Genomic DNA, 20,292 nt, shown 5'->3' with positions numbered 1-20,292 from the left:
CGCCCGCCGTGCTCTCGGAGGGATCCACATGACCAGGACACACAGGACGCTCGCCGTCGTCGCGGCGGCGGCCACGGTCACGCTGCTCGCGGGATGCGGATCCGGCGGCACCGGCGCGGCCGACGCCTCCTTCACGACGGAGGCCACCGGCACGCTGAAGGCCTGGGCGTTCGACGGCGCGGACGACGTGGGCGAGGCCCGCCTGGCGCACGCGGCCGACGCGCTCGGCGACGTCGAGGTCGACCTCGACTCCACCGCGTTCGACGCGCAGAAGTTCACGACCCGCGTCGCGAGCGGCCAGACCCCCGACGTGGTGCAGATGGACCGCCAGTTCGTGGCGACCTACGCGGCCCAGGACCTGATCCTCCCGCTCGACGAGTGCTACGCCGTCCACGACGTGGACCCGGAGGAGCGCTTCTACGAGTCCGTCACCAACGACATCCGCTACGACGACGCCATCTGGGCGGTGCCGCAGTTCTTCCAGCCGCCGGCGATCATGCTCAACGAGCGCGTGCTCGGCGCGGCCGGTGTCACGGCCGACCAGTTCGACACGTCGAAGCCCGACCAGCTGCTCGAGGCCGTCGGGAAGGTCTACCGGGAGTCCGGCGGCGACCCCGCCGTGCTGGGCCTCGACGCCGTGCCCACCAGCCAGGCCGCGCTCTGGATGCTCGGCTTCGGCGGCCAGCTCGTCGACGACGAGGGCAAGCCCACGCTCGACGACGAGGCCAACCTGCCCGGCCTCGAGTTCCTCAAGCGGCTGTCCGACGCGCAGGGCGGGTACGCGAAGGGCAAGAGCTTCAGCGACGCGTTCGACACGTTCGGCGACGGCAACCAGTTCGTGAAGGACCAGGTCGGCGCGCAGGTCGACGCCCAGTGGTACCTCAACGTGGTCGCGCCGTACCGCGACGACATCGACATCTCGGCCGTGCCGTTCCGCGACCGCGACGGCGAGCCCTTCGCGGTGGCCGGCGGATCCGCGTTCGTGATCCCCGCGGGCGCCGCGAACAAGGACGCCGCGTGCGCGTGGATGCTCGACCTCACGAGCCAGGAGTCGTGGGAGGCGGCCGGCGACGTGCGCGCCGACACGGTCGCCGAGAACGGCGGGATCTACACGGGCCTGTTCACGGGATCCCCCGCGGCCGACCAGGCCGTCCGCGACGCGCACGTCGTGCCGAGCGGCGACGACGGCATCGACCAGGCCATCGCGACGTACTACGACGTGGTGTCGGAGGGCCGCTCGATCGGCGGGTCGCCGGCGGGGCAGCAGATCCAGAGCGAGCTGCAGAACGCGGTCGCCTCGACGCTCCTCGGCGACAAGACGCCCGAGCAGGCGCTCGGCGACGCGCAGACCGCGGCCATGCGGGCGTACGAGCAGGCGGCGCGCTGACCCGGCGCCGACCCGCACACGCCGTGACCAGGGCGCCCGAGTACCGTTGAGCTCGGGCGCTCATCCGCGCTCCCGGACGAGGGATCAGTACCCGGAACGCGACAAGACTGGCCAGGAGAAGTCGCCATGTCGTGGATCGTCCTCATCGTGTCCGGGGTGCTCGAGGCCGTCTGGGCCACCGCCCTCGGCAGGTCCGCCGGGTTCACCAAGCTCGGGCCGTCGATCGTCTTCGGCGTCGCCGTCGTGCTGAGCATGGTCGGGCTCGCCTACGCGATGCGCGAGATCAGCACCGGCACCGCGTACGCCGTGTGGGTCGGCATCGGCGCCGCGCTCACCGTGACCTACGCCATCGTCACGGGCGAGGAGCCCGCGAGCGTCGTGAAGGTCCTGCTGCTGCTCGGCCTCGTGGGCTGCGTGGTCGGCCTCAAGGTCGTCGACACCGGGAGCTGATCCGCCGCGCCGGCCGGCTCGGCCGTCGTGCGCTCGGCTCAGCTGGCGCGGCTCCCGCGGTCGGGCCGCACGACCTCGGCGGCGACGTCGTGGATCCGCCGGCCGGTGCTGCGCGCCTGGCGCCGCAGGTGCGCGAACGCCTCGTCGGGCGTGACGCCCAGGCGGTGGGCCAGCGCGCCCTTCGCCTGCTCGATGACCACGCGGCTGTCGAGCGCCTGCTGCAGCTGGTCGCTCAGCGCCTGGCCGCGGTGGATGGCGTCCTGCTGCAGGACGCTGAGGGTCGCGGCGTCGGCGAGCGTCTGCACGAGGGCGGCGTCGCGATCCGACAGCGGGCCCGGGGTCGGGGCGAAGAGGCAGAGCGATCCGAGCGTGCGACCGCGCAGGCGCATGGGCGTCGCGTGCACGGCGCGGAAGCCGCGGTCCTCGGCGATGCGGGCGAACTCCGGCCACTCCTGGAGCATGTCGTCGAGGTCGGGCACCTCGACCGCCTCGCCGTCGCGCACGCAGTCGAGGCACGGGCCCTCGTGCGCGCCGAGCTGGGCCTCCTCCACGTCGGCTGCGCGCTCGCTCGTGGACGCGATGACGTGCAGGACGCCGTCGCGGTCGGCGAGGACGATGCCGCCCTCGGTCGCGGACGTGTGGTCGACGCAGGCGCCCACCAGGTCGTTGAGCGCCTGCACGATGTCGGAGGCCACGAGGCTGTCGGCGAGGGCGGTGAAGATGCTGCGGAGGTCGGGTTCGTGCTCGGTCACCCCTCCACGATAGGCGGATCGCGCGCGCGTGACCGGGGTCGGCGGCGTGCGGGCCCGCGTCAGCCCTTCCGGCCCTGCGTCGCGATGCCCTCCACGAAGTAGCGCTGCCCGAACGCGAACAGCAGCAGCATCGGCAGGGTGACGAGCAGCGCCGCGACCATGACGAGCTGGTAGTCGCCCTGCCCGCCGTTCGTGGGGCTGAACGCGGTCATCGCGTAGGAGAGGCCGAGCGGCACCGTGAAGCCCTCGACGCTGCCGGCGTTCAGGTAGATGAGCGACGCCTGCAGGTTGTTCCAGCTCGCCTGGAACTCGAAGATGAAGATGATGACGAACGACGGGATCGACAGCGGCAGCGCGATCCGCCGGAACATCCCGAAGTAGCTGGCGCCGTCGAGCCGCGCCGCCTCGAACAGCTCCCGCGGCAGCCCGAGGAAGAACTGCCGCTGCAGGAAGATGTAGAAGGCCGAGCCGAACAGGTTCATGCCGAACAGCGGGACCCACGTGCCGATCAGCCCGAGGTTCTTCCAGATGAGGAACTGCGGCACCATCGTGACGGCGCCCGGCAGCATCATCGTCGCGAGCACCAGGCCGAAGAGGATCCTGCGGCCCGGGAACCGGAAGTACGCGAAGCCGAACGCCACGAGCGCGCTCGAGATCGACACGAGCGCCGCGGAGAGCAGGGCGATGGCGAGGCTGTTGCCCATCCAGCCGAGGAGCGGCAGCTGCTCCCACACCTCGACGTAGTTCTGCGGCGTGAACGTGCGCGGCCACAGCGTGTTGTCGAAGACCTCGCCGCGCGGCTTGAGGCTCGCGGCGAGCAGCCACGCGAACGGGTAGAGGAACAGGAGCGCGAAGCCGACGAGCAGCGCCGTGATGAGGGCGCGGCCGATGCGGGAGCGCACCCGCCGGGTTCGGTCGGGGTCGCGGCGCCCGGGCGACGGATCCCGCGACGGCAGCGGCGTGAGGGCGGCGGCGAGGCGCGGATCCCCCGTGGCGGCGGCCGGCGTCGCGGGCGTGGCCGGGGTGCGGTCGGTGACGGCCATCAGCGGTCCCCCTCGTAGTAGACGAACCGGTTGCTCAGCTGCACCTGCACGAGCGTGATCACCAGCACGATCACGAACAGCAGCCACGCCATCGCGGCCGCGAAGCCGAAGTCGAACGAGCGGAACGCCTGCTGGAAGAGGTAGACGCCGTAGAACAGCGACGAGTCGGGGGAGGCGTTCGTCTGGTCGCGCCAGAACAGCAGGTACGCCTGGTCGAAGACCTGCAGCGCCGCGATCGTGAGCACGACGACGTTGAAGAAGATCGCGCCCGAGATCATCGGCACGGTGATGGCGAAGAACTGCCGCACGGGCCCGGCGCCGTCGAGCGAGGAGACCTCGTAGAGCTCGCGCGGCACGTCCTTCAGGGCGGCCAGGAAGATCACCATGGTGCCGCTCACGCCCCAGAGCGTCATGAGCACGATGGACGGCTTCACCCAGGCGGGGTCGATGAGCCACTGCGGGCCGTCGATGCCGATCGCCTCGAGGCCCTCGTTCACGGCGCCGGTGTTGCCGTTGAGGAGCAGCAGGAAGACGCTCGCGGTGGCGACCGTCGGGGTCATCTTCGGCAGGTAGTAGAGGGTGCGGAAGATGCCGGCGGCGCGGCCGAGGCGCGCGAGGAGGATCGCGAGCAGGAGCGCCAGGCAGACCTCGAACGGCACCGCGAGGATGGCGTAGAAGAGGGTGTTGCCGAGGCTCAGCGCGACGCGCGGATCCGTGAAGAGGCGCTCGTAGTTCGCCGTGCCGACCGGGGTGGCCACGTCGGTCGCGAGGTTGTAGTCGCTGAACGACACCACGAGGCTGTAGACCATCGCGCCGAGCGTGAAGACGAGGAAGCCGATGATCCACGGGCTGATGAAGAGGTAGCCGGCCACGGCCTCGCGGCGGGCCATGCGGGAGCGTCGGGGACGGGGCGGCCGGTCGGGGGTGTCCGTGCGCGGCGGCCGGCTCGTCGTCGTCATGGTGGTCCTCGTCGACTGGTGGGTCGGAGCGGCATCGCTCCTCCGCCGACACTAGCCCCGCTCCTCCTCCTCCGGCGAGGTCGGATCCGCGCCTGTCCGGAGGGCATCCGCGGCGCCCCGACGCACGGATGCCCGCGCTCGGGGAGCGCGGGCGTCCGGTCGGGCGGGGGATCAGCGGCGTCGGCGGCGGGTGCGGACGGCGATGACCGCGACCGCGCCGGCCGCGAGGGCCGCCGCGCCGAGGGCGAGCTCGATGACGAGGCGCGCTCCGTCGCCGCCCGTGCGGGGGAGGTGGCCGCCCGGGGGCGGCACGTCGCCGGGCGGCATGGTGGGCGAGGGCACGCCGGTGGCGGGCGTGGTGGTGGGCTTGGATCCGCCGGTCGTGCCGCCGGTCGTGCCACCCGTCGTGCCTCCGCCACCGCTGCCGCCGGATCCGCCGGGCGGGGTGAGCGACGGGGCCGGCGTGGCCGAGGGCGCCGGGGTGGGCGTGACCACGGGCGTGGTGCCCGAGCCGATGGGCGACGTGCTGCTGCCGCACGTGGAGGCGACGAACGCGTCGTCGTCGAGGGTGACGGATCCGTTGCGGGCGAGCGCGCGGCCGTCGACCGTGGCGCCGGTGCCGACGGAGATGGAGGTGAGCGCGAGGATCGACCCGGCGAAGCCCGAGTTCGTGCCGAGGCTGGCGGAGCTCGAGACCTGCCAGAACACGTTGCAGGCCTGGGCGCCGTCCACGAGCGCCACCCGGCTGCTCGAGCCGGTGGTGAGCGTGGACGGGGCCTGGATGACGAAGACCGCGGCCGGGTCGCCCTGCGCGTCGAGCGTGACCGTGCCGGTGAGGCCGAGCGGGCCGCCTGCCGTGTAGACGCCCGGCGTGAGGGTCGCGCCGACCAGGTCGGCGGGGACGGCGGCGGTGGTGGGGCGGCCGGCCGCGTCGTCGTACGCCGTGGTGAGGTCGGACTGGGCCTGGCCGGCCGCGGCGTCGGCCGCGTGGGTGGCGCCGCCGACGACGCCGGGCGGGAAGCCGGTGACGGCCGCGGACGGGCTCGTGCCGAGATCCGCCGCGAGGGTGGTGGGGCCGGTGCTGGTGACGCCCTGGCCGGCGAGCACCGAGTAGGACGCGGCGGTGCCGAGGCCGACGGTGGCCGTGGCGGCGAACGCGCTGGCCGGTGCCAGGAGGGCGGCGCCGAGGCCGCCGGCGGCGACGGCGGCGACGGCGACGGCGAGCGAGGCGACGGCGAGGGCCCCGGATCGCGACCGACGGGATGAGGACGTGCAGGCGTGGCGCGACTGGTGCATGGGCAGCTCTCGTCGGAGGGATGGCGGGTGGAACCGCGACCGTATCGAGGGGCGATCCTCCCGCGGGGGCCGACTGCACAGGCCGCTACGGTGTGGGGGTGACCCTCCTCGCCGACGAGATCCCCGCCCGCGACGAGCTGCTCGACCTCTACGGATCCGTCGGCTGGAGCGTCTACGCGGCCGACCCGGAGCGGCTCGTGCGGGCGCTCGCCGGATCCTCCCTCATCATCACCGCGCGCGACGACGACGGGCGGCTCGTCGGCCTCGTGCGCACCGTGGGCGACGGCGCGACCATCTCCTACGTGCAGGACCTCCTCGTGCGCCCCGACCGGCAGCGGGCCGGCATCGGCCGCGCCCTCCTCGAGCGCGTCCGCGCGCGCTCGGCCGCGGGCGTCCTCCTCGTGCTCACCACGGACGCGGGCGGCACCGAGGACGGCGACCGCTCGCACCCCTTCTACCGCGCGCTCGGCTTCGCGCCGCACGCCGAGGAGGGGCTGGCGGCGTTCTCGCTGCGGGTGTGACGCGGGCGATCCCGATCAGCTGGGGAGCGTGCGGGCGCTCTGCGGGTCCTCGATCAGGCGCGCGGCGGCGTCGAGGTCGAGGCTCCCGGGGAAGTTGAGGTGCGTGAAGCGGCCGTCGGGGTCATAGGAGGCGGCGGGCGCCGCGATCCTGGACCCGCGCACCGCCGCGAGGAGCGCGGCCGTGCGCTCGGGCGAGAGGGCGTCGGTTCGGCCGATCGCGAGCACGATGCGGAAGCGGGCGCCGCCGGCGAGGTCGAGGCGGAGGACCAGCGGATCCCGCCGCGGACGCTTCCGGGGTTCGTCGTAGCGGGACTCATGCGGGACCGGTGCGACCTCGATGCGCGCGCCCACCAGGTCGGTGAACGGGTGCTCCCGCCCGCGGAGGCGGAGGACGCCCCGGCTGGCGTCGACGTCGAGCCCGGGGGCGAGCCGCGTGATGACGAGGAGGAGGATCGCCCCGGCGGCGGCGACGCCGAGCGCCACGGTGGCCCCGACCGTGATCCATCCGCCGCCGACGGCCTCCTCGACGGGCCGGCCGAGGTATCCCAGGGGGTTCACGCCCAGCCAGGCGACGAGGGCGAACCACAAGCCGCCGAAGAGGAGCCGCTGCCGGAAGCTGGGCGGCGGGATCCGCACCCACCCGTCGTCGGCCACGCGTCAGCTCCCGTCGGCGGGGCGGGCGCGCTCCGCGGGCTCGGCGGATCCGTCGCGCTCGGCCGCCGCCCGGGCGGCGTCGGCGGCGGCACGCTGCTCGGCCGCGCGTCGGGAGTCGCGGCGGGTGATGACGATGGTGCCGATGCCGCCGGCCAGGAAGAGGACGGCGAGCGCGACCACCGGGATCTCCGTGCGCCCGAACACCGCCGCCGGGTCCCGCACCGCGACGACCGCGAAGAAGGCGCCCGCCGCCGTCCCGATCCCGGCGATGACGTACTGCGCCCGCATCGACACGGGGCTCCGGCTGGGCGTGCCCGCGGGGCGGACGTTCCGCGCGCCGGTGCCCTGACCGCGCTGCCCGCGGGCGGCCGTCGGCTCGGCGGTGCCGCTGCCGTCGACGAGCGACGCGGTGTCCTCGCGCGTCAGGTGGCCGGGGAACTCGACGTGCGCGAACCGGCCGTGCGGGTCGTCCTTCGAGCGGGGCGGCGCGATGCGGGATCCGGCGACGAGGGCCAGGAGGGCGTCGCGCTGCGCGTCGTCGACGCGGACGCCCTCGCGCGTGGAGACGACGACGCTGCAGCTCTCGCCGCCGGTCGTCGTGAGGCGGAGGACCAGGGTGTCGTCGCCCGGGCCGCCCGCGAGCTCGATGCGCGCGCCGGTGACCTCGGAGAAGCCCCACTCCTTCCGGCCGATGCGGAGGCGCTCGCGCGCGACGTCGATCGCGGGCGGCGCGCTGCGCTCCGCGACGACGAGGTACGCGATGCCGACGACGGCGGCGATCAGGAGGATCGGCAGGCCCACGGAGATGAGCGGCGACGGGCCGATCGCGATGTCGACGAGGCGGGTCACGAGGCCGACGGGCGACCAGAGCAGGACCCCGGCGACGGCGAGCGACGCCGCGGTGAGGAGCCAGCGCTGCCGCGTGCTCGGGGACGGGATGCGCACCCACGCGTCGCTGGCCATGCTCCGACCCTATGGGCGCGGATCCGCGGCGCCGGCCCGGCGGGCGCCCGGCTCCGCCCCCAGAACGAGGCGCGCGATCCCGGGATCAGCGCGGCGCGGCCTCGTCCCACCCCTCCTGCGGGGTGTCGCACGTGCCGCGGAAGACGTACTGCGAGGGGCGCTTGCGCTCGCGGCTCGACCAGTCGATCGCGGGTCGGCGGGCCTCCGGCGGCAGGTAGCCGAGCCGGTAGACGGCCATGAGCTGGAGCTCCGGCGGCACGCGCAGCAGCTCCTCGACGCGGGTCCACTGCTCGCGGATCTCCATCGGGAACGAGATGAACTGGATGCCCATGCCGATCTCCACCGTCGTCAGCCACACGTTCTCCATCGCGGCGCCCATCGAGAACGTCGAGTAGAAGGACGCGAGCGACTCGGGCCGCTCCTCGCCGCGGTCGAGCATCACGCCGATGAGCAGCGGGCTGCCCGCGACCAGCCGGCGGTTCTCGCGGCCGAGCGTCTGGGGGACCCGCAGCGAGTTCATCAGCTTCTGGCCGCGCGGGGTGAACGCCTGCTTGGTGAAGGGGCGCAGCGGCGCGGGCAGCCTGTCGAAGAGCATGCCGTCGCGGCGGCTGTCCATCTCCTCCTGCGAGAAGCGGAAGTAGTGCTTGTAGCGCTCGAAGAAGGTGCCGTTCGACATCGTCTCGGTCATGCTCTCGCCGCTGATGTCGGCGATCCGCTCGATGGTGTCGCGCTCCTCGACGAGCACGAAGCGCCACGGCTGGCTGTTGAGCTGCGAGGGCGCGCGGCCGGCGACCTCCATGAGGAGGCGCTGGTGCTCCTCGCTCACCGGGTCGGGGAGGAAGGCGCCGTTGGTGGTCTTCCGGGCGCGCAGGACGTCGAGGAACTCCATGGGTCTCTCCAGGCGGTGAGGGTGCCCCAGGCGTACCAGGGGGCGGCGGTCAGGGCGACGGCGGGATGCCGCCGGGTGCGCGTGCCGGCGGCGGGGAGCGCGGCGAGCGGGAGCAGGGCGGGGGCGAGCGCGCGGGCCGCGCGACGGGCGGCGGCGCGGCCGGGCGCGGGTGCCCAGAGCGCGGCGCTCAGCGCGACGACCGTCAGGGCGCTCGTGAGCAGGTAGGCGCGGTGGTGGAGGCGGAGCTCCGGGCGGGGCGGCAGGATCCGGGCGGCCGCGCCGATCCCGATGGCGCAGTTCACGAGGTACGCGCCGGAGGCCGCGGCGAAGGCGACGCGCACGGCGGGCGACGCGGCCGGGCGGCGCGGGTTCCGAGTGGCGATCGTGGCTCCCGTGCTCCGCTGGGTCCGGTGCCCGGGCGGTCGCCGCGGGCCCTTCCGACGCTAGTCCGGGGCCGCGCGCGACGGCCGGGCGGCGGCGGAGGAGCACAGGCACGGGCAAGATCCGCGGCGGGCTGGCCGGCCGCCGCGGCGCCGCCGACCCGGTTGGATGGGGACATGCAGACACCCCCGGCCGCGCCCGCGCGCCTGCTCCTCACCCGGCACGCGCAGACGCCCTGGAACCGGGAGTACCGCTACAACTCGCGCACCGACGTGGACGTCGGCGACGACGCGGCGGAGCAGCTGGCGCCGCTCGCGGCCCGGCTGCGCGGCGAGGGCGTGGAGCGGATCCTCGTGAGCACGCTCGCGCGCGCCCGCAGCACCGCGCGGATCCTGCAGGAGCAGGGCGTGGCGCCGGGCGTGGTGCCCGAGCCGCGCGCCGAGCTGGTGGAGCTCGACTTCGGCGGCTTCGAGGGGATCACGCGCGACGAGCTGCGCGGGCCGGTGCACGGCGCGGCGTTCGCGGCTTGGCTCACGGGCGAGGACGGCGAGCCCGCGGCCCCCGGCGGCGGCGAGACGTGGGCCGCGGCGGCCGTGCGGGCGCGGGCGGTGCTCGACGACGTGGCGGCGGATCCGCGCACCACCCTCGTGGTCGCCCACGGCTACCTGCTCCGCGTGCTCTACCTCACCGCGCTCCGGCGCTCGCCGGCGCTCACGCGCTCGCTCGTGTGGGCGAACGGGCAGCTCATCGAGCTGGAGCGCGACGGATCCGGGTGGCGCGAGGCCGGGCCCGCGACGCGCTAGGCGCCCGGCCCCGCGGGATCCGCGTCCGCCGGGTACCGCAGCTCGAAGACCACGTCGTCGAGCGCGCCCGTCCACACCATGTCGTCTCCGCGGCGCGCGAGCGGCCCGTCGGTGAGGTCGATGGCGTCGGCCAGGCCGAGCCCCGCGATCCACGCCTCGACGACCTCGCGGCGCACCTCGGGCGCGTACGCGTCGGCGTCGCCCGAGAAGTGCACGCCCTCCCAGGGCCCGCCGAGCTGCCAGGCGAGGGGCGGCAGGCCGCGGATCGCGCCCTCCTGGTTCCACGCCATCGCGACGGAGGTCTCGATCGCCTGCCGCGTGATGCGGCGCTCGGTCGGGACGTGCTCGGATGCGGTCGACACGGTCTCTCCTCGTGCGGCCGGGGCGGCCGTGCTCGTTCATGCGGGTCAGCCGCAACCTAGCCGGATGCCGGGGCGGCGGCCAGCCGGACGCGGCACGCGGACATGGATCCGGACCCGTCGTGCTCCCATCGTATTTCCTCACTCCGAGGATGAGAGGATGGGCGAGGCGGGAGCAGGGGATCCGCGCGGCGACCGCGCGGGACCGGCACCGTCCGACGTCGGCATCGGGGGATGCGCGTCGCCGGCGACCGCATGATCCGAGGGGGACCCATGGCGCTCACGACCGCCACCGCACGACGCGAGGACGACGTGACCGTCGTCACCGCGACGGGCAATCTCAACATGGCCGCGGCCGCCGACCTGCGGCAGGCCATCCACGACGCGCTGGAGGGCGGCCCGCCGCGCATCGTCGTCGACCTCGCGGCCGTCGACTTCATCGACTCCTCCGGCCTCGGCGTCCTCATCGCCGGCCTCCGCGAGGCGCGCGACGCCGGCGGCGACCTCCGCATCGCGGCTCCCGGACCGCAGGTGGCGATGGTGCTGCAGCTGTCCAACCTCGACCGCGTGCTGGTGTCCACGCCGACGGCCGAGGCGGCCTACCGTGACTGAGACGACGCGCAGCCTCACCCTCCAGTCCCCGCCCGACGACGTCGACGCCGTGCACGAGCTCGTCGCCGGCCTCTGGGACGCCCGACCCGACGTGGGCGACCTCGACCGGATGGCGTTCGAGACGGCCCTCATCGAGCTCGCCTCCAACGTGATCGAGCACGCCGACCACGGGCAGGGCGTCACCTGCGTCGTGAGCGTCACCGTCGAGGGCGACGTCATGCGCGCGCGCCTGGCCGACGGATCCGAGCCCGGCGACTTCCGCCTCGTGCCCCGCGACATGCCGGGGGAGGACGCCGAGTCCGGCCGCGGCCTCGCGATGGTCCAGCTCCTCTGCGACGAGCTGACGTACGAGCGGGTCGGCGACGAGAACGTGTGGAGCGTGCGCCGGACCCGGAGCGAGCCCGAGGCGTCCTGATGAGCGCGAACGCGCGGCTGCCCCGGCTCGCCCGGACGCCGCATCCCGCCGTGCCCGCCTGGCTCGAGCGCATCACGTGGGTGCCGGAGTCCGCGGCCCGCGCGGGAGGCGGACCGGCCGGTCCCACCCCGATCCTCAAGCAGCTCCCGATGCTGGTGCTGTTCGCGCTCGCCGTGCTCGCGAGCGTCACGGTGCCGTCGCTCGCCATCACGGCGCCGCGCTCCCTGCTCGTGGCGGCCCTGATCCTCCTGGCCGCCACCGGCCTGGCGGTCGCCGTCTCGATGCGCCCGTCCCTCCGGCGCTTCGCCGACACGGTGCCCGCGCTCGACTTCCTGGCCGTCGGCATGCTCCGCATCGCGACGGGCGAGAACGCATCCATCTTCGGATCCCTCGTGATCCTCCCCGTGATCTGGTTCAGCCTGAACCCCGGCCGCTGGAACGTGCTCGTCGCGTTCGTGGGCGTCTACGTGACCCTCGGCCTGCCGCTGCTCCTCGAGCTCGGCGAGCAGAACGCGAACGAGCTGTGGCGCGGGTTCTTCAGCGCGCTGGCCTTCGCGGTCGCGGCGCTCGTGGTCAACGAGCTGTCGCGGCTCACGCGCCTCAGCCTCGAGGCGTCGCGCGCGCGGGAGCGGGTGAGCGAGGACGAGCTGAACCGCGCCTCCGTGGTGCAGCAGGCGCTCCTGCCGAAGACGTCCGCACCGCTGCCGGGCTATCAGGTCGCGGGCGCGTGCCTGCCCTCCAAGGCCGTCGGCGGCGACTTCTTCGACTGGTACCCGGTGCGCGAGGGCCTCGCCTTCACGCTCGGCGACGTCATGGGCAAGGGCGTCGGCGCGGGGATCATCGCGGCCACCGCCCGCGCGGTCGTCCGCAGCGCCAAGAACGTGCCGGATCCCGTGGCCGCCATCGAGCGCACCGCCGACTGCTTCACCGCGGAGCTCAGCGAGGCCGCGTCGTTCGCGACCGTGTTCCACGCGCGCGTGCGGGTCGAGGACCACACGGTCCTCTACGCGGACGCGGGCCACGGCCTCTCCGCGCTGGTGCGCGCCGACGGCACCCACGAGCGGCTCGAGTCCACGGACCTCCCCGTCGGCGTCCCGGGCGGCGACGGCTGGGCCGCGCACGAGGTGGCGCTCGGGCCGGGCGACCTCATCGTCACCTTCAGCGACGGCGTGCTCGACCTGTACGACGGGACGCTCCGCGCGGTCGACCGGGTGGCCGAGCTGGCGCGCACGGCGGCGTCGGCCGAGGACCTGGTGGGGCGGATCACCGCGCTCGCCGAGGGCCAGGCCAACCCCGACGACGTGACCGTGCTCGTGCTCCGCCGCGAGGCCTGAGCGCAGCGGCGCGGAGCGGGACGGCGGCATCCTGACGCCCTCCTGATCCGGGGAGGGCTCCGAAGACCTGCACGTACACTCGATGCAGGCGCGGCGGTCCGGGGGGATCGTGCGACGGGCGGGGCTCCGCCCGGCGCGACCGGCGCCGGATCCACCAGGGGGGCACATGTCCATGCAGGAACCCGTCGCACGCCAGGGCGGCTCGGATCCCGCGGGCGGGATCACCGTCGACGCCCGCCCGGGCGCGACCGGCGCCGCCGAGGAGGCGCGGCTGCGCGCCGTGCACGACCTGCGGCTCGTCGGATCCCGCGCGGAGGAGCGCTTCGACCGCGTCACCCGCATCGCACGCGAGCTGTTCGACGTGCCGATCGCCGAGATCAACCTCGTGGACGACGTCGAGCAGTTCACGAAGTCGCCGCAGCCCGCGGGCGTCTCGCTGCTGTCCGACCGCTCCCAGTCCTTCTGCGACGTGACCATCCGCTCGCCCGAGCTCCTCGTGGTGCCCGACGCCACCCGCGACGACCGCTTCTCGTGGCGCAGCACCGTCACCGGTCCGCGCCACATCCGCTTCTACGCGGGACGCCCGCTGATGTCGGGCGGCCAGGCCGTCGGCACGCTCTGCCTCGTCGACACCGAGCCGCGCGAGCTCGCGCCCGAGCAGGAGCGCCTGCTCGACGAGATGGGCGCGTGGGTCGAGCGCGAGCTCCGCGACAGCGCCGACGACGAGCTGGCGGGCGATGTCCAGCGGCGGCTCCTGCCCGTCGACCGGCCGCTCTGGCCCGACTACGAGCTCGCGGGGATCAGCCTCCCGGCGCGCGGCGTGGGCGGCGACTTCTACGCGTGGGGCGAGGACGCCGACGGCCTGCACCTGACCATCGCCGACGTGATGGGCAAGGGCGCCGGCGCCGCGATCCTCGCCTCGGCCGTCCGCTCCGGCTTCCTCGCGCACCGCGGCCCGGACGTCGCGCGCACCGTGACGGCGGTGCAGGCGCAGCTCCAGGCCGACCTCGACGCCACCGAGACGTTCGCGACGTTCCTGCACTGCCGCATCGACGGATCCACCGGCCGCTTCGCGTACGCCGACGGCGGCCACGGCCTCACCGTGGTGCTGCGCGCGGACGGCACGCACGAGGTGCTGCCGGCGCTCGGCCTGCCGCTCGGCGTGGTGCCGGACGCGACCTGGGCGCCCGTCTCCGGCGAGCTGCGGCCGGGCGACCGCCTCCTCGCGTTCACCGACGGCGCGCTCGACCTCTTCGACGGATCCCTCGACTCGGTCGCCCCGCTCGTGGAGCTCGTGCGCACGGCCGGGGACGCGGCCGAGACGGTGCGGCGCATCGCCGACGCGGTGGCCGGCACGCGGGTCGGGGACGACGTCTCCGCGGTGTGCGTGCGGAACGCGTCGGCCGGCTGAGCCGCGCTCGGCGGCCCGCTCGCCCGACGGCTCAGGCGGCCGGATCCCCGTCGGGAGCCGCCGGTCCGACCGCGCGCCCGTGCGGCGGATCCCACCGCGGGACCGGTCCCAGCGCCTGCAGGCTCGGGTGGTCGCGCACCGCGTCCAGGCCCTGCGCGCCGAGCACCGGGCGGGACCGGCGCGCGCGGACCGCGGTCGCTAGGCCGTCGCGCCGGCCGGATCCGTCGCGTCAGCCGTCTCCGCGCCCGCCTCCGCCCGCGCGTACTCGGATCCCGAGCGCGTCCGCAGCACCAGACCGGCGTCCACGAGGTGGCGGCGGAGCAGGGCGTGGTCGTCGGTGAGGCGGAGGAGGCGCGCGGTGAGGGCCTTCTCGTCGAGGACCTCGTGCGTGTCCAGCACCTGGGCGACCACGTGCCGCAGCAGGGCGTCGAGGTCCGTCGGGCCGGCCGGCCACTGCGCGATGCGGCCGTCGCGGAGGAAGCGCTCGACGCCCTGGGCGGGCGGTGTCGCGGGCTGCTGGGCGAGGATCGCGCGGAACACGGCGTCGGGTGCGGTCGCGCCGCCGTCCTCCGCCACCAGCACGAGGCCGGATCCGGTGAGCGCCGCCTGCGCCTTCCGCCGTCGGGCGGGGGAGAGGTGCGCGAGGGCGTCGTCGAGGGAGCATCCCAGCACGACGCGCGCGTACGCGGCCCGCATCTCCGTGTCGGCGAGCACCGCCGCGATGCGGCGCGGGTCGATGTGGTCCATGGATCCAGCCTCGCATCCGCGACAGGGGGATGTCGTGCGCCCCGGATCGGAGCAGGGTGGAGGTGCGCCCCGATCGGGGCGTTCCGCAGACGAAGAGGAGAACGACATGGCAGACCTCGCAGACAAGGCCAAGGGACTCATCGACAGCGACAAGGGCGAGCAGGCGACGGACGGGGCCATCGACAAGGGCCAGGACGCCGCCAGCAACGCGACCGGCGGCAAGTCCGACGGCGCCGCGGAGAAGGCCGGCGACGTCGCCGACCGGAAGCTCGGCCAGTAGTCCCGCACATCGAATCCGCACCGCCCGGACCTCCTCTCGAGGGCCGGGCGGTGCTGCGTCCGGCGACCGCGCCCCCGTCGGTCCGCGCGCCTTCCGTCCCGTGGTGGCGCCCGGGTACGGTCGGCACATGACCGCCCTCCGCCTCCTCGGCCGCGTCCTGATGCGGATCCTCTACGTGCTCGGCAAGGGCCGCATGTCGGCTGACGGGCAGAACCCCGCGAACGGCGACCCGATGGGCTTCGACAGGCCGCGCGAGTACCGGCCCTGAGCCGCCGGCCGCCCCTCCCCAGCGTCGCCGCCCGGCATCCCTCCCGGGGAGCTGTCAACCCCGTCCTCCCCGATCCCGCACGCGCCTAGCGTCGAGGGGATGGCGGGGACGCCCGGGAGGAGAGGGAGCATGCCGCGGATCGAGGAGCGCCTGGAGGTCGTCGCGCTCTCGGCGACGGAGTGGCGGGTGTGCGATGCGCGCCTGCACGAGAGCGACGCGCGGCGGCTCCGCGGCTACCTGCAGGCGCAGGGTGAGCGGGTCGAGCTGATGCGCATGCAGCCGGTCCCCGGGCTGTGCGACTGGTTCGGCTGCCTCGAGGACGCGCTGGCCGCGATCGAGGAGGAGCTCCCGGCGGAGGCCGGCGGGCGGGGCTGAGCCGGCCCATGCGTGCGACAGCCCCCGTCCTCACCGGGAGGACGGGGGCCGTCGGTGCGGCGAGCGGATCGCCCGCGTCGGGTCAGCTCGCGTCGGAGACCGCGGAGTTGATCGCCGTGGGGGCGTCGTACTCCTTGTCCTCGATCTTCTTCAGCGCGTCGAGCGCGTCGGAGTCGGCGCCCGACTCCTCCGCCTTCTTCACGATCGCGTCCTTGGACGCGGGGTAGTCGAGGCCGCTGAGGTGCTTCTGGAGCTCGATGGGGTTGATGGCCATGGGGTGTCCTCTCGTCGGTGATCAGGAGCGGTCGGCGCGACGGGTCGCGGCGTCCACGGATCGAGTCGACTCCTCCGGCGGCGCGTCGCCTAGGGGTGCTTCCTGGGGATCCGGCGGATCCTCGGCGAACACCACGTCGAACGCGTCGACCTCGCGGACCGGGATCGTGGTCGGCGCCTCGAGGTGCACGGCGCCGCTCGGCACGATGCCCGCGCCGCCGAAGCGCTCCATCACGCGCCACTGCGCGGCGACGTCCTCGCCCGAGTGGCGCTCGGGCAGGCGCTCCCAGAAGTCGAAGCCGCCCGTCTCCACGAGCGCGCGGCGGCGGTAGAGCACGCAGCCGCCGACCCACGCGATCCGGTAGGCGAGCCAGGTGTCGACCTCGAGGTCGAGGTCGGCGGCGATGTGCGCGAGGTTCGCGGCGTTGTGCAGCGGCCAGCGGTCGAAGCCCGGCGTGCCGCGGCGGATGCGCTCCGGTTCGACGTCGTCGCCCCACGGCGTGAAGGCCGTGGCCTCGTGGGCGCGGCGGTCCTCGAGGTAGCTGAGGCCCTGCACGGCGGCGCCGACGAAGCCGATGTCGAGGGTCTCGAGGGCGTCGTGCATCCGGCGCAGCATGCCGGGCTCGAGCCACACGTCGTCGTCGAGGAAGAGCACGGCGTCGGCGGTGGCGCGCGCGAGGAGCGACGCCCGGTGCTCGGCGATCCCGCGGCGCGGCAGGTGCGAGACCACCTCGACCTCGCGGCCCTGCGCCCGGAGCACGCGCACCATGCCTTGCACGCTCGGCTCGGCGTCGGCGCGGAAGCCGTCGGACTGGTCGCTCACGACGACGCGGAACGGCGGGTCGTCCTGCCCGGCGAGGCCCGAGAGGGTCACCGCGAGCTCGGCCGTGCGGCCGGCGCTCGGGATCAGCACGTCGATCGCGGGCGCGTCCGGCGCCCGGCCCGCGCCCCACTCGCCGGACCAGCGGCGGCTCCGGCCCGAGGTCACCGGGGTGCTCCCGGCGCGGGCTCCGGATCCGTCTCGGACGCGGACGCGGGGGCGTCGGCCTCGGGGCCGGAGACGGGCGCGGACGTCGCCGTGCCCGTGGGACGGGTGAAGCCGGGCTCGGGAGCGGAGGCGCGGATCCGGTCCACCATCGAGCTCGTCGACTGCGACGGCACGTAGCCGAGGATCGACACCTCGCCGCCGTACGCGCGCACCACCGCGGTCTCGTCGAGCATCTCGGGCGTGTAGTCGCCGCCCTTCGCGTACACGTCGGGCTGCACCGCCTCGATGAGCGGGATGGGGGTGTCGGTGTCGAACACGGTGATCACGTCGACGCAGGACAGCTCGGCGAGCACGCCCGCGCGGTCCTCCGCGGTGTTCACCGGCCGGTCGGATCCCTTCAGCCGCCGCACGGAGTCGTCGCTGTTGAGCGCCACCACGAGCACGTCGCCGAGGCGCTTGGCCTGGCGGAGGTAGGTGGTGTGGCCGCGGTGCAGCACGTCGAAGCAGCCGTTGGTGAAGACGATCCGGCGGCCCGCGGCGCGCTCGGCGGCCACGAGCTCGACGAGCTCGCCCTGGCTGACGGTGCGCGAGCGCGTCTCGCCGAGGTGGTCGGCGAGGGTCGCGGCGGAGCACACGGAGGTGCCGGGGAGGCGCACGACCACGTCGGCCGCGGCCTGCGCGAAGTCGGCGCTCACCTGGAGCGGGAGGCCGACGGCGCGCGCGAGCGTGAGGGCGGCGACGAAGGTGTCACCCGCGCCGGACGCCTGCTTCTCGGGCACCGGGTGCGCGCGCGTGCGGTACGGCTCGCCCGCGCCGAGCACCACGGTGCCGTCGCGGTCGAGGGTGACGACGGCGGTCGCGGATCCGGATGCGGCGAGCACGGCGTCGGCGAGCCCCGCGATGACGGCGGCGCGGTCCTCGTCGCGGCCGAGCGCACGGTCGACGAGGCGGCCGGCCTCGCCCGCGTTCGGCGTGATGAGGTCGGGGCGGAGCGGCGCCCACATGGCGGGGTCGTGCGCGTCCACGACGGTCAGTCCGGGGCGGCTCGACCGGGCGGCGAGCGACTCGAGCACCACGCCGTGCAGCGTGCCGGTGCCGTAGTCGGACACGATCTCGGCGTCGACGCCCGCCGTCGCCTCGAGCGCGGCGCGGGCGAGGGCGCGCGCGTCGTCGCGGTGCACGGATCCGCGGTGCACGTCGTCGACCCGCACGATCACCTGGTCGTCGCCCACGATGCGCGTCTTGGTGGTGGTGCGCAGGCGCGGCGAGTGCACGAGGCCGGTGACGTCGACGCCCGCGGCCACGAGCAGGTCGCGCACGCGGTCGCCCGCGGCGTCCTGGCCGACGAGGCCGACCATCCGCACGGTGCCGCCGAGGCTCGCGAGGTTCACGGCCGTGTTCGCGGCGCCGCCGAGCGACTGGATCCGCTCGGTCACGTCGACGACGGGCGCCGGCGCCTCGCGGGTCATCCGGTCGCTGTGGCCGCGCCACCACTCGTCGAGGATGACGTCGCCGATGACCGTGACGGTGGGCCGGCGCTCCGCGAGGAGGCCGATGATCCCGCGCAGCTCGCTCGTCATCGTGCGTCGCCCGCGTCGGTGCTCACGGAGCCGGACGCGTCCTCGGCCGGGGTGGTGACGGCCGGCGCATCGCCCGCGTCGAGCACGGGCAGCCCGAGGTGCACGACCGTCGTGGTGCTCATCTCGTCGAGCAGCTCGGGGCCGTAGCCGAAGCCGGATCCGCTGCGGCCGCGGGGCTGCGCGGCGCCGCCGGGTGCGCCGCCGAAGACGCCGTTGACCTTGATCGTGCCGACGGGCAGCTCGGCGGCGGCGCGCTGCGCGTGCTCCATCGACGCCGTGAGCACGCTCGCGGCGAGCCCGTAGCGGTCGGCGGACGCGCGCTCGAGGGCCTCGTCGAAGTCCTCGACCACCCGCACGGCCGCGACCGGGCCGAACGTCTCGTGCGTCATCACGGTCATGTCGTCGGTGCAGTCGACGAGCACGGTGGCGGGGTAGCGGGACCCGGGGCCGTCGGGGACGTGGCCGCCGACGAGCGCGCGGGCGCCCTCCGTGAGCGCCTCCGACACCTGCTCGTGCACGGCGGAGCGCATGCGCTCGTCGACCAGCGGACCGAGGTCGCCGGAGGAGTTCCAGCGCTCGGCCTCGGCGACGAGCGCGGCGGTGAAGCGGTCGGCGATGTCGCGGTGGACGTAGATCCGCTCGACCGAGGTGCAGATCTGGCCGGCGTTCGCGAAGGACCCGAGGGCGGCCTGCGCGGCGGCCCACGCGGGATCGACGCCCGCGTCGACGAGGAGCGGGTCGTTGCCGCCGTTCTCGCGGATGACGTGGGTGGGGGTGCCGGCGGCGCGGCGCGCGATGGCCTCGCCCGCGGCGGTGGATCCGACGTGCGCGACCACCTGCGTGTCCTCGTGCGCGACGAGCCGGTCGCCGACGTCGCCGCCGCCGACCACGGAGACGAGCACGCCGTCGGGCAGGGCCTCCGCGAGGATCCGCCCGAGCAGCTCGCCCGTGTGCGGGCAGCGCTCGCTCGGCTTGTGGACCACGGTGTTCCCCATCACGAGCGCCGCGCCGATGATGCCGGCGGCGACCGCCACCGGATCGTTCCACGGCGTGAGCGCGACCGTGACGCCGCGCGGGCGCGGCACCGAGAAGTCGACGTTGGGGAGCGTGCCGAGGAGGGCCTTCCCGCGGTGGACGGGCCCGAGCTCGGAGTACTGCAGGAGCGTGTCGACGCCCGCGCCGACGCCGCCGAGCGCGTCGCCGTGCGGCTTGCCGGTCTCGCGCACGTTGAGCTCCGCCAGCTCCTCCGCGTGCTCCGCGAGCGCGTGGGCGGCGCGGCGCACGGCCTGGCCGCGCTGGGCGGGCGGCGTCGCAGCCCAGGCGGCGGACGCGGCGACCGAGCGGCGCACTGCGGCGTCGACCTCCTCGGGGCTCGACGCGTCGATGTCGCCCACGGGCGAGCCGTCGCGCGGATCCGTGATCCGCAGCGTGCCGGGCCCGGCCTCGACCTCCTCGGGGTCGATCAGGCCGTCGATGTCGAGTGCGGTGTCCGTGGTCACTGGTCTCCTCGTGCGGGTCGGCGGCCCGCACGGTGCGGCGCGGGCCGGGCGGC

25 protein-coding genes and 1 riboswitch are annotated in these 20,292 nt (G+C 74.9%); of the genes, 11 read left to right on the top strand and 14 right to left on the bottom strand.

Annotated features, from left to right (window positions below):
* The first annotated feature begins 28 nt into the window (after nucleotides 1-28).
* Entirely contained in the window at nucleotides 29-1,387 is a 1,359-nt protein-coding gene (locus H9X71_RS13570; RefSeq protein ID WP_191147552.1) for an ABC transporter substrate-binding protein, read from the top strand.
* A gap of 51 nt (nucleotides 1,388-1,438) precedes the next feature.
* A riboswitch (guanidine-III (ykkC-III) riboswitch) is annotated at nucleotides 1,439-1,503 on the top strand.
* Between the two features lie 10 nt (nucleotides 1,504-1,513).
* The gene (locus tag H9X71_RS13565; RefSeq protein ID WP_191147551.1) at nucleotides 1,514-1,837 is read left to right on the top strand and encodes a DMT family transporter; all 324 of its coding nucleotides are present in this window, start codon (nucleotides 1,514-1,516) and stop codon (nucleotides 1,835-1,837) included.
* 38 nt (nucleotides 1,838-1,875) lie between these two features.
* Here the strand turns inward: H9X71_RS13565 and H9X71_RS13560 are convergent, their stop codons facing one another.
* From H9X71_RS13560 to H9X71_RS13545, 4 genes are all read right to left on the bottom strand, one after another.
* Nucleotides 1,876-2,589, bottom strand: a complete 714-nt coding sequence (locus tag H9X71_RS13560) for a GAF and ANTAR domain-containing protein (RefSeq protein WP_191147550.1) — start codon at nucleotides 2,587-2,589, stop codon at nucleotides 1,876-1,878.
* A 59-nt stretch (nucleotides 2,590-2,648) separates the two neighbouring features.
* Nucleotides 2,649-3,632, bottom strand: a complete 984-nt coding sequence (locus H9X71_RS13555; protein WP_191147549.1) for a carbohydrate ABC transporter permease — start codon at nucleotides 3,630-3,632, stop codon at nucleotides 2,649-2,651.
* On the bottom strand, nucleotides 3,632-4,591 hold the full coding sequence (locus tag H9X71_RS13550) for a carbohydrate ABC transporter permease (RefSeq protein WP_191147548.1): 960 nt from the start codon (nucleotides 4,589-4,591) through the stop codon (nucleotides 3,632-3,634). The genes H9X71_RS13555 and H9X71_RS13550 overlap by 1 nt, the downstream gene beginning before the upstream one ends.
* A gap of 171 nt (nucleotides 4,592-4,762) precedes the next feature.
* Nucleotides 4,763-5,887: an ice-binding family protein gene (locus H9X71_RS13545; protein WP_191147547.1), complete on the bottom strand. Its 1,125-nt coding sequence runs from the start codon at nucleotides 5,885-5,887 to the stop codon at nucleotides 4,763-4,765.
* Between the two features lie 98 nt (nucleotides 5,888-5,985).
* On the opposite strand from H9X71_RS13545, the gene H9X71_RS13540 reads away from it, so the two are divergent.
* Nucleotides 5,986-6,408 carry a GNAT family N-acetyltransferase gene (locus H9X71_RS13540; protein ID WP_191147546.1) on the top strand — a complete coding sequence of 141 codons (423 nt, stop codon included), beginning with the start codon at nucleotides 5,986-5,988 and terminating at the stop codon, nucleotides 6,406-6,408.
* Between the two features lie 15 nt (nucleotides 6,409-6,423).
* On the opposite strand, the gene H9X71_RS13535 is transcribed toward H9X71_RS13540, so the two are convergent.
* The 4 genes from H9X71_RS13535 to H9X71_RS13520 form a co-directional block, all read right to left on the bottom strand.
* Nucleotides 6,424-7,062 (bottom strand): hypothetical protein, encoded by a 639-nt coding sequence (locus H9X71_RS13535; protein ID WP_244961635.1) that lies wholly within the window; start codon nucleotides 7,060-7,062, stop codon nucleotides 6,424-6,426.
* Between the two features lie 3 nt (nucleotides 7,063-7,065).
* Complete coding sequence (locus H9X71_RS13530) at nucleotides 7,066-8,025, bottom strand: hypothetical protein (RefSeq protein WP_191147545.1); 960 nt, start codon at nucleotides 8,023-8,025, stop codon at nucleotides 7,066-7,068.
* Nucleotides 8,026-8,110: 85 nt separating this feature from the next.
* On the bottom strand, nucleotides 8,111-8,914 hold the full coding sequence (locus H9X71_RS13525; protein WP_191147544.1) for a nitroreductase family protein: 804 nt from the start codon (nucleotides 8,912-8,914) through the stop codon (nucleotides 8,111-8,113).
* A complete protein-coding gene (locus tag H9X71_RS13520; RefSeq protein WP_244961633.1) occupies nucleotides 8,848-9,255 on the bottom strand; it encodes a hypothetical protein in 408 nt (135 codons plus the stop codon). The genes H9X71_RS13525 and H9X71_RS13520 overlap by 67 nt, the downstream gene beginning before the upstream one ends.
* 216 nt (nucleotides 9,256-9,471) lie before the next feature.
* Here H9X71_RS13520 and H9X71_RS13515 point away from each other — a divergent pair, with 216 nt between their 5' ends.
* On the top strand, nucleotides 9,472-10,098 hold the full coding sequence (locus tag H9X71_RS13515) for a histidine phosphatase family protein (protein WP_191147543.1): 627 nt from the start codon (nucleotides 9,472-9,474) through the stop codon (nucleotides 10,096-10,098).
* On the opposite strand, the gene H9X71_RS13510 is transcribed toward H9X71_RS13515, so the two are convergent.
* Nucleotides 10,095-10,460 carry a hypothetical protein gene (locus H9X71_RS13510; RefSeq protein WP_191147542.1) on the bottom strand — a complete coding sequence of 122 codons (366 nt, stop codon included), beginning with the start codon at nucleotides 10,458-10,460 and terminating at the stop codon, nucleotides 10,095-10,097. The two genes, H9X71_RS13515 and H9X71_RS13510, sit on opposite strands and share 4 nt — an antisense overlap.
* A 270-nt stretch (nucleotides 10,461-10,730) precedes the next feature.
* Here H9X71_RS13510 and H9X71_RS13505 point away from each other — a divergent pair, with 270 nt between their 5' ends.
* The 4 genes from H9X71_RS13505 (at nucleotide 10,731) to H9X71_RS13490 (ending at nucleotide 14,229) form a co-directional block, all read left to right on the top strand.
* Complete coding sequence (locus H9X71_RS13505) at nucleotides 10,731-11,069, top strand: STAS domain-containing protein (RefSeq protein WP_191147541.1); 339 nt, start codon at nucleotides 10,731-10,733, stop codon at nucleotides 11,067-11,069.
* Nucleotides 11,062-11,484, top strand: coding sequence for an ATP-binding protein (locus H9X71_RS13500; protein WP_191147540.1), 423 nt, complete (start codon nucleotides 11,062-11,064; stop codon nucleotides 11,482-11,484). The genes H9X71_RS13505 and H9X71_RS13500 overlap by 8 nt, the downstream gene beginning before the upstream one ends.
* Nucleotides 11,484-12,818, top strand: a complete 1,335-nt coding sequence (locus tag H9X71_RS13495) for a PP2C family protein-serine/threonine phosphatase (protein WP_191147539.1) — start codon at nucleotides 11,484-11,486, stop codon at nucleotides 12,816-12,818. Before H9X71_RS13500 ends, H9X71_RS13495 begins: the two co-directional genes overlap by 1 nt.
* Nucleotides 12,819-12,984: 166 nt before the next feature.
* The gene (locus tag H9X71_RS13490) at nucleotides 12,985-14,229 is read left to right on the top strand and encodes a PP2C family protein-serine/threonine phosphatase (RefSeq protein WP_191147538.1); all 1,245 of its coding nucleotides are present in this window, start codon (nucleotides 12,985-12,987) and stop codon (nucleotides 14,227-14,229) included.
* A gap of 198 nt (nucleotides 14,230-14,427) precedes the next feature.
* Here H9X71_RS13490 and H9X71_RS13485 read toward each other — a convergent pair whose 3' ends face one another.
* Nucleotides 14,428-14,976: a DUF2087 domain-containing protein gene (locus H9X71_RS13485; protein WP_191147537.1), complete on the bottom strand. Its 549-nt coding sequence runs from the start codon at nucleotides 14,974-14,976 to the stop codon at nucleotides 14,428-14,430.
* A gap of 106 nt (nucleotides 14,977-15,082) precedes the next feature.
* Here H9X71_RS13485 and H9X71_RS13480 point away from each other — a divergent pair, with 106 nt between their 5' ends.
* The 3 genes from H9X71_RS13480 (at nucleotide 15,083) to H9X71_RS13470 (ending at nucleotide 15,899) form a co-directional block, all read left to right on the top strand.
* Nucleotides 15,083-15,256, top strand: coding sequence for an antitoxin (locus H9X71_RS13480; RefSeq protein ID WP_191147536.1), 174 nt, complete (start codon nucleotides 15,083-15,085; stop codon nucleotides 15,254-15,256).
* A 127-nt stretch (nucleotides 15,257-15,383) separates the two neighbouring features.
* The gene (locus tag H9X71_RS13475; protein WP_191147535.1) at nucleotides 15,384-15,524 is read left to right on the top strand and encodes a hypothetical protein; all 141 of its coding nucleotides are present in this window, start codon (nucleotides 15,384-15,386) and stop codon (nucleotides 15,522-15,524) included.
* Between the two features lie 129 nt (nucleotides 15,525-15,653).
* Entirely contained in the window at nucleotides 15,654-15,899 is a 246-nt protein-coding gene (locus H9X71_RS13470; protein WP_191147534.1) for a hypothetical protein, read from the top strand.
* Nucleotides 15,900-15,981: 82 nt separating this feature from the next.
* Here H9X71_RS13470 and H9X71_RS13465 read toward each other — a convergent pair whose 3' ends face one another.
* From H9X71_RS13465 to H9X71_RS13450, 4 genes are read right to left on the bottom strand one after another with little or no spacing between them, the layout of a single operon-like run.
* A complete protein-coding gene (locus H9X71_RS13465; protein WP_094127534.1) occupies nucleotides 15,982-16,173 on the bottom strand; it encodes a DUF2795 domain-containing protein in 192 nt (63 codons plus the stop codon).
* A 21-nt stretch (nucleotides 16,174-16,194) separates the two neighbouring features.
* Entirely contained in the window at nucleotides 16,195-17,160 is a 966-nt protein-coding gene (locus H9X71_RS13460; RefSeq protein WP_213003950.1) for a glycosyltransferase family A protein, read from the bottom strand.
* Nucleotides 17,157-18,740, bottom strand: a complete 1,584-nt coding sequence (rfaE2, locus tag H9X71_RS13455) for a D-glycero-beta-D-manno-heptose 1-phosphate adenylyltransferase (protein WP_244961631.1) — start codon at nucleotides 18,738-18,740, stop codon at nucleotides 17,157-17,159. The genes H9X71_RS13460 and rfaE2 overlap by 4 nt, the downstream gene beginning before the upstream one ends.
* Nucleotides 18,737-20,239: an aldehyde dehydrogenase family protein gene (locus H9X71_RS13450; RefSeq protein WP_191147533.1), complete on the bottom strand. Its 1,503-nt coding sequence runs from the start codon at nucleotides 20,237-20,239 to the stop codon at nucleotides 18,737-18,739. Before H9X71_RS13450 ends, rfaE2 begins: the two co-directional genes overlap by 4 nt.
* Between the last annotated feature and the right edge of the window lie 53 nt (nucleotides 20,240-20,292).

It is taken from the genome of Clavibacter zhangzhiyongii (assembly GCF_014775655.1).
Taxonomy (GTDB): domain Bacteria; phylum Actinomycetota; class Actinomycetes; order Actinomycetales; family Microbacteriaceae; genus Clavibacter; species Clavibacter zhangzhiyongii.
Note: the sequence above shows the minus strand (reverse complement) of the source record. Positions and strands in the feature narration are given on the sequence as shown.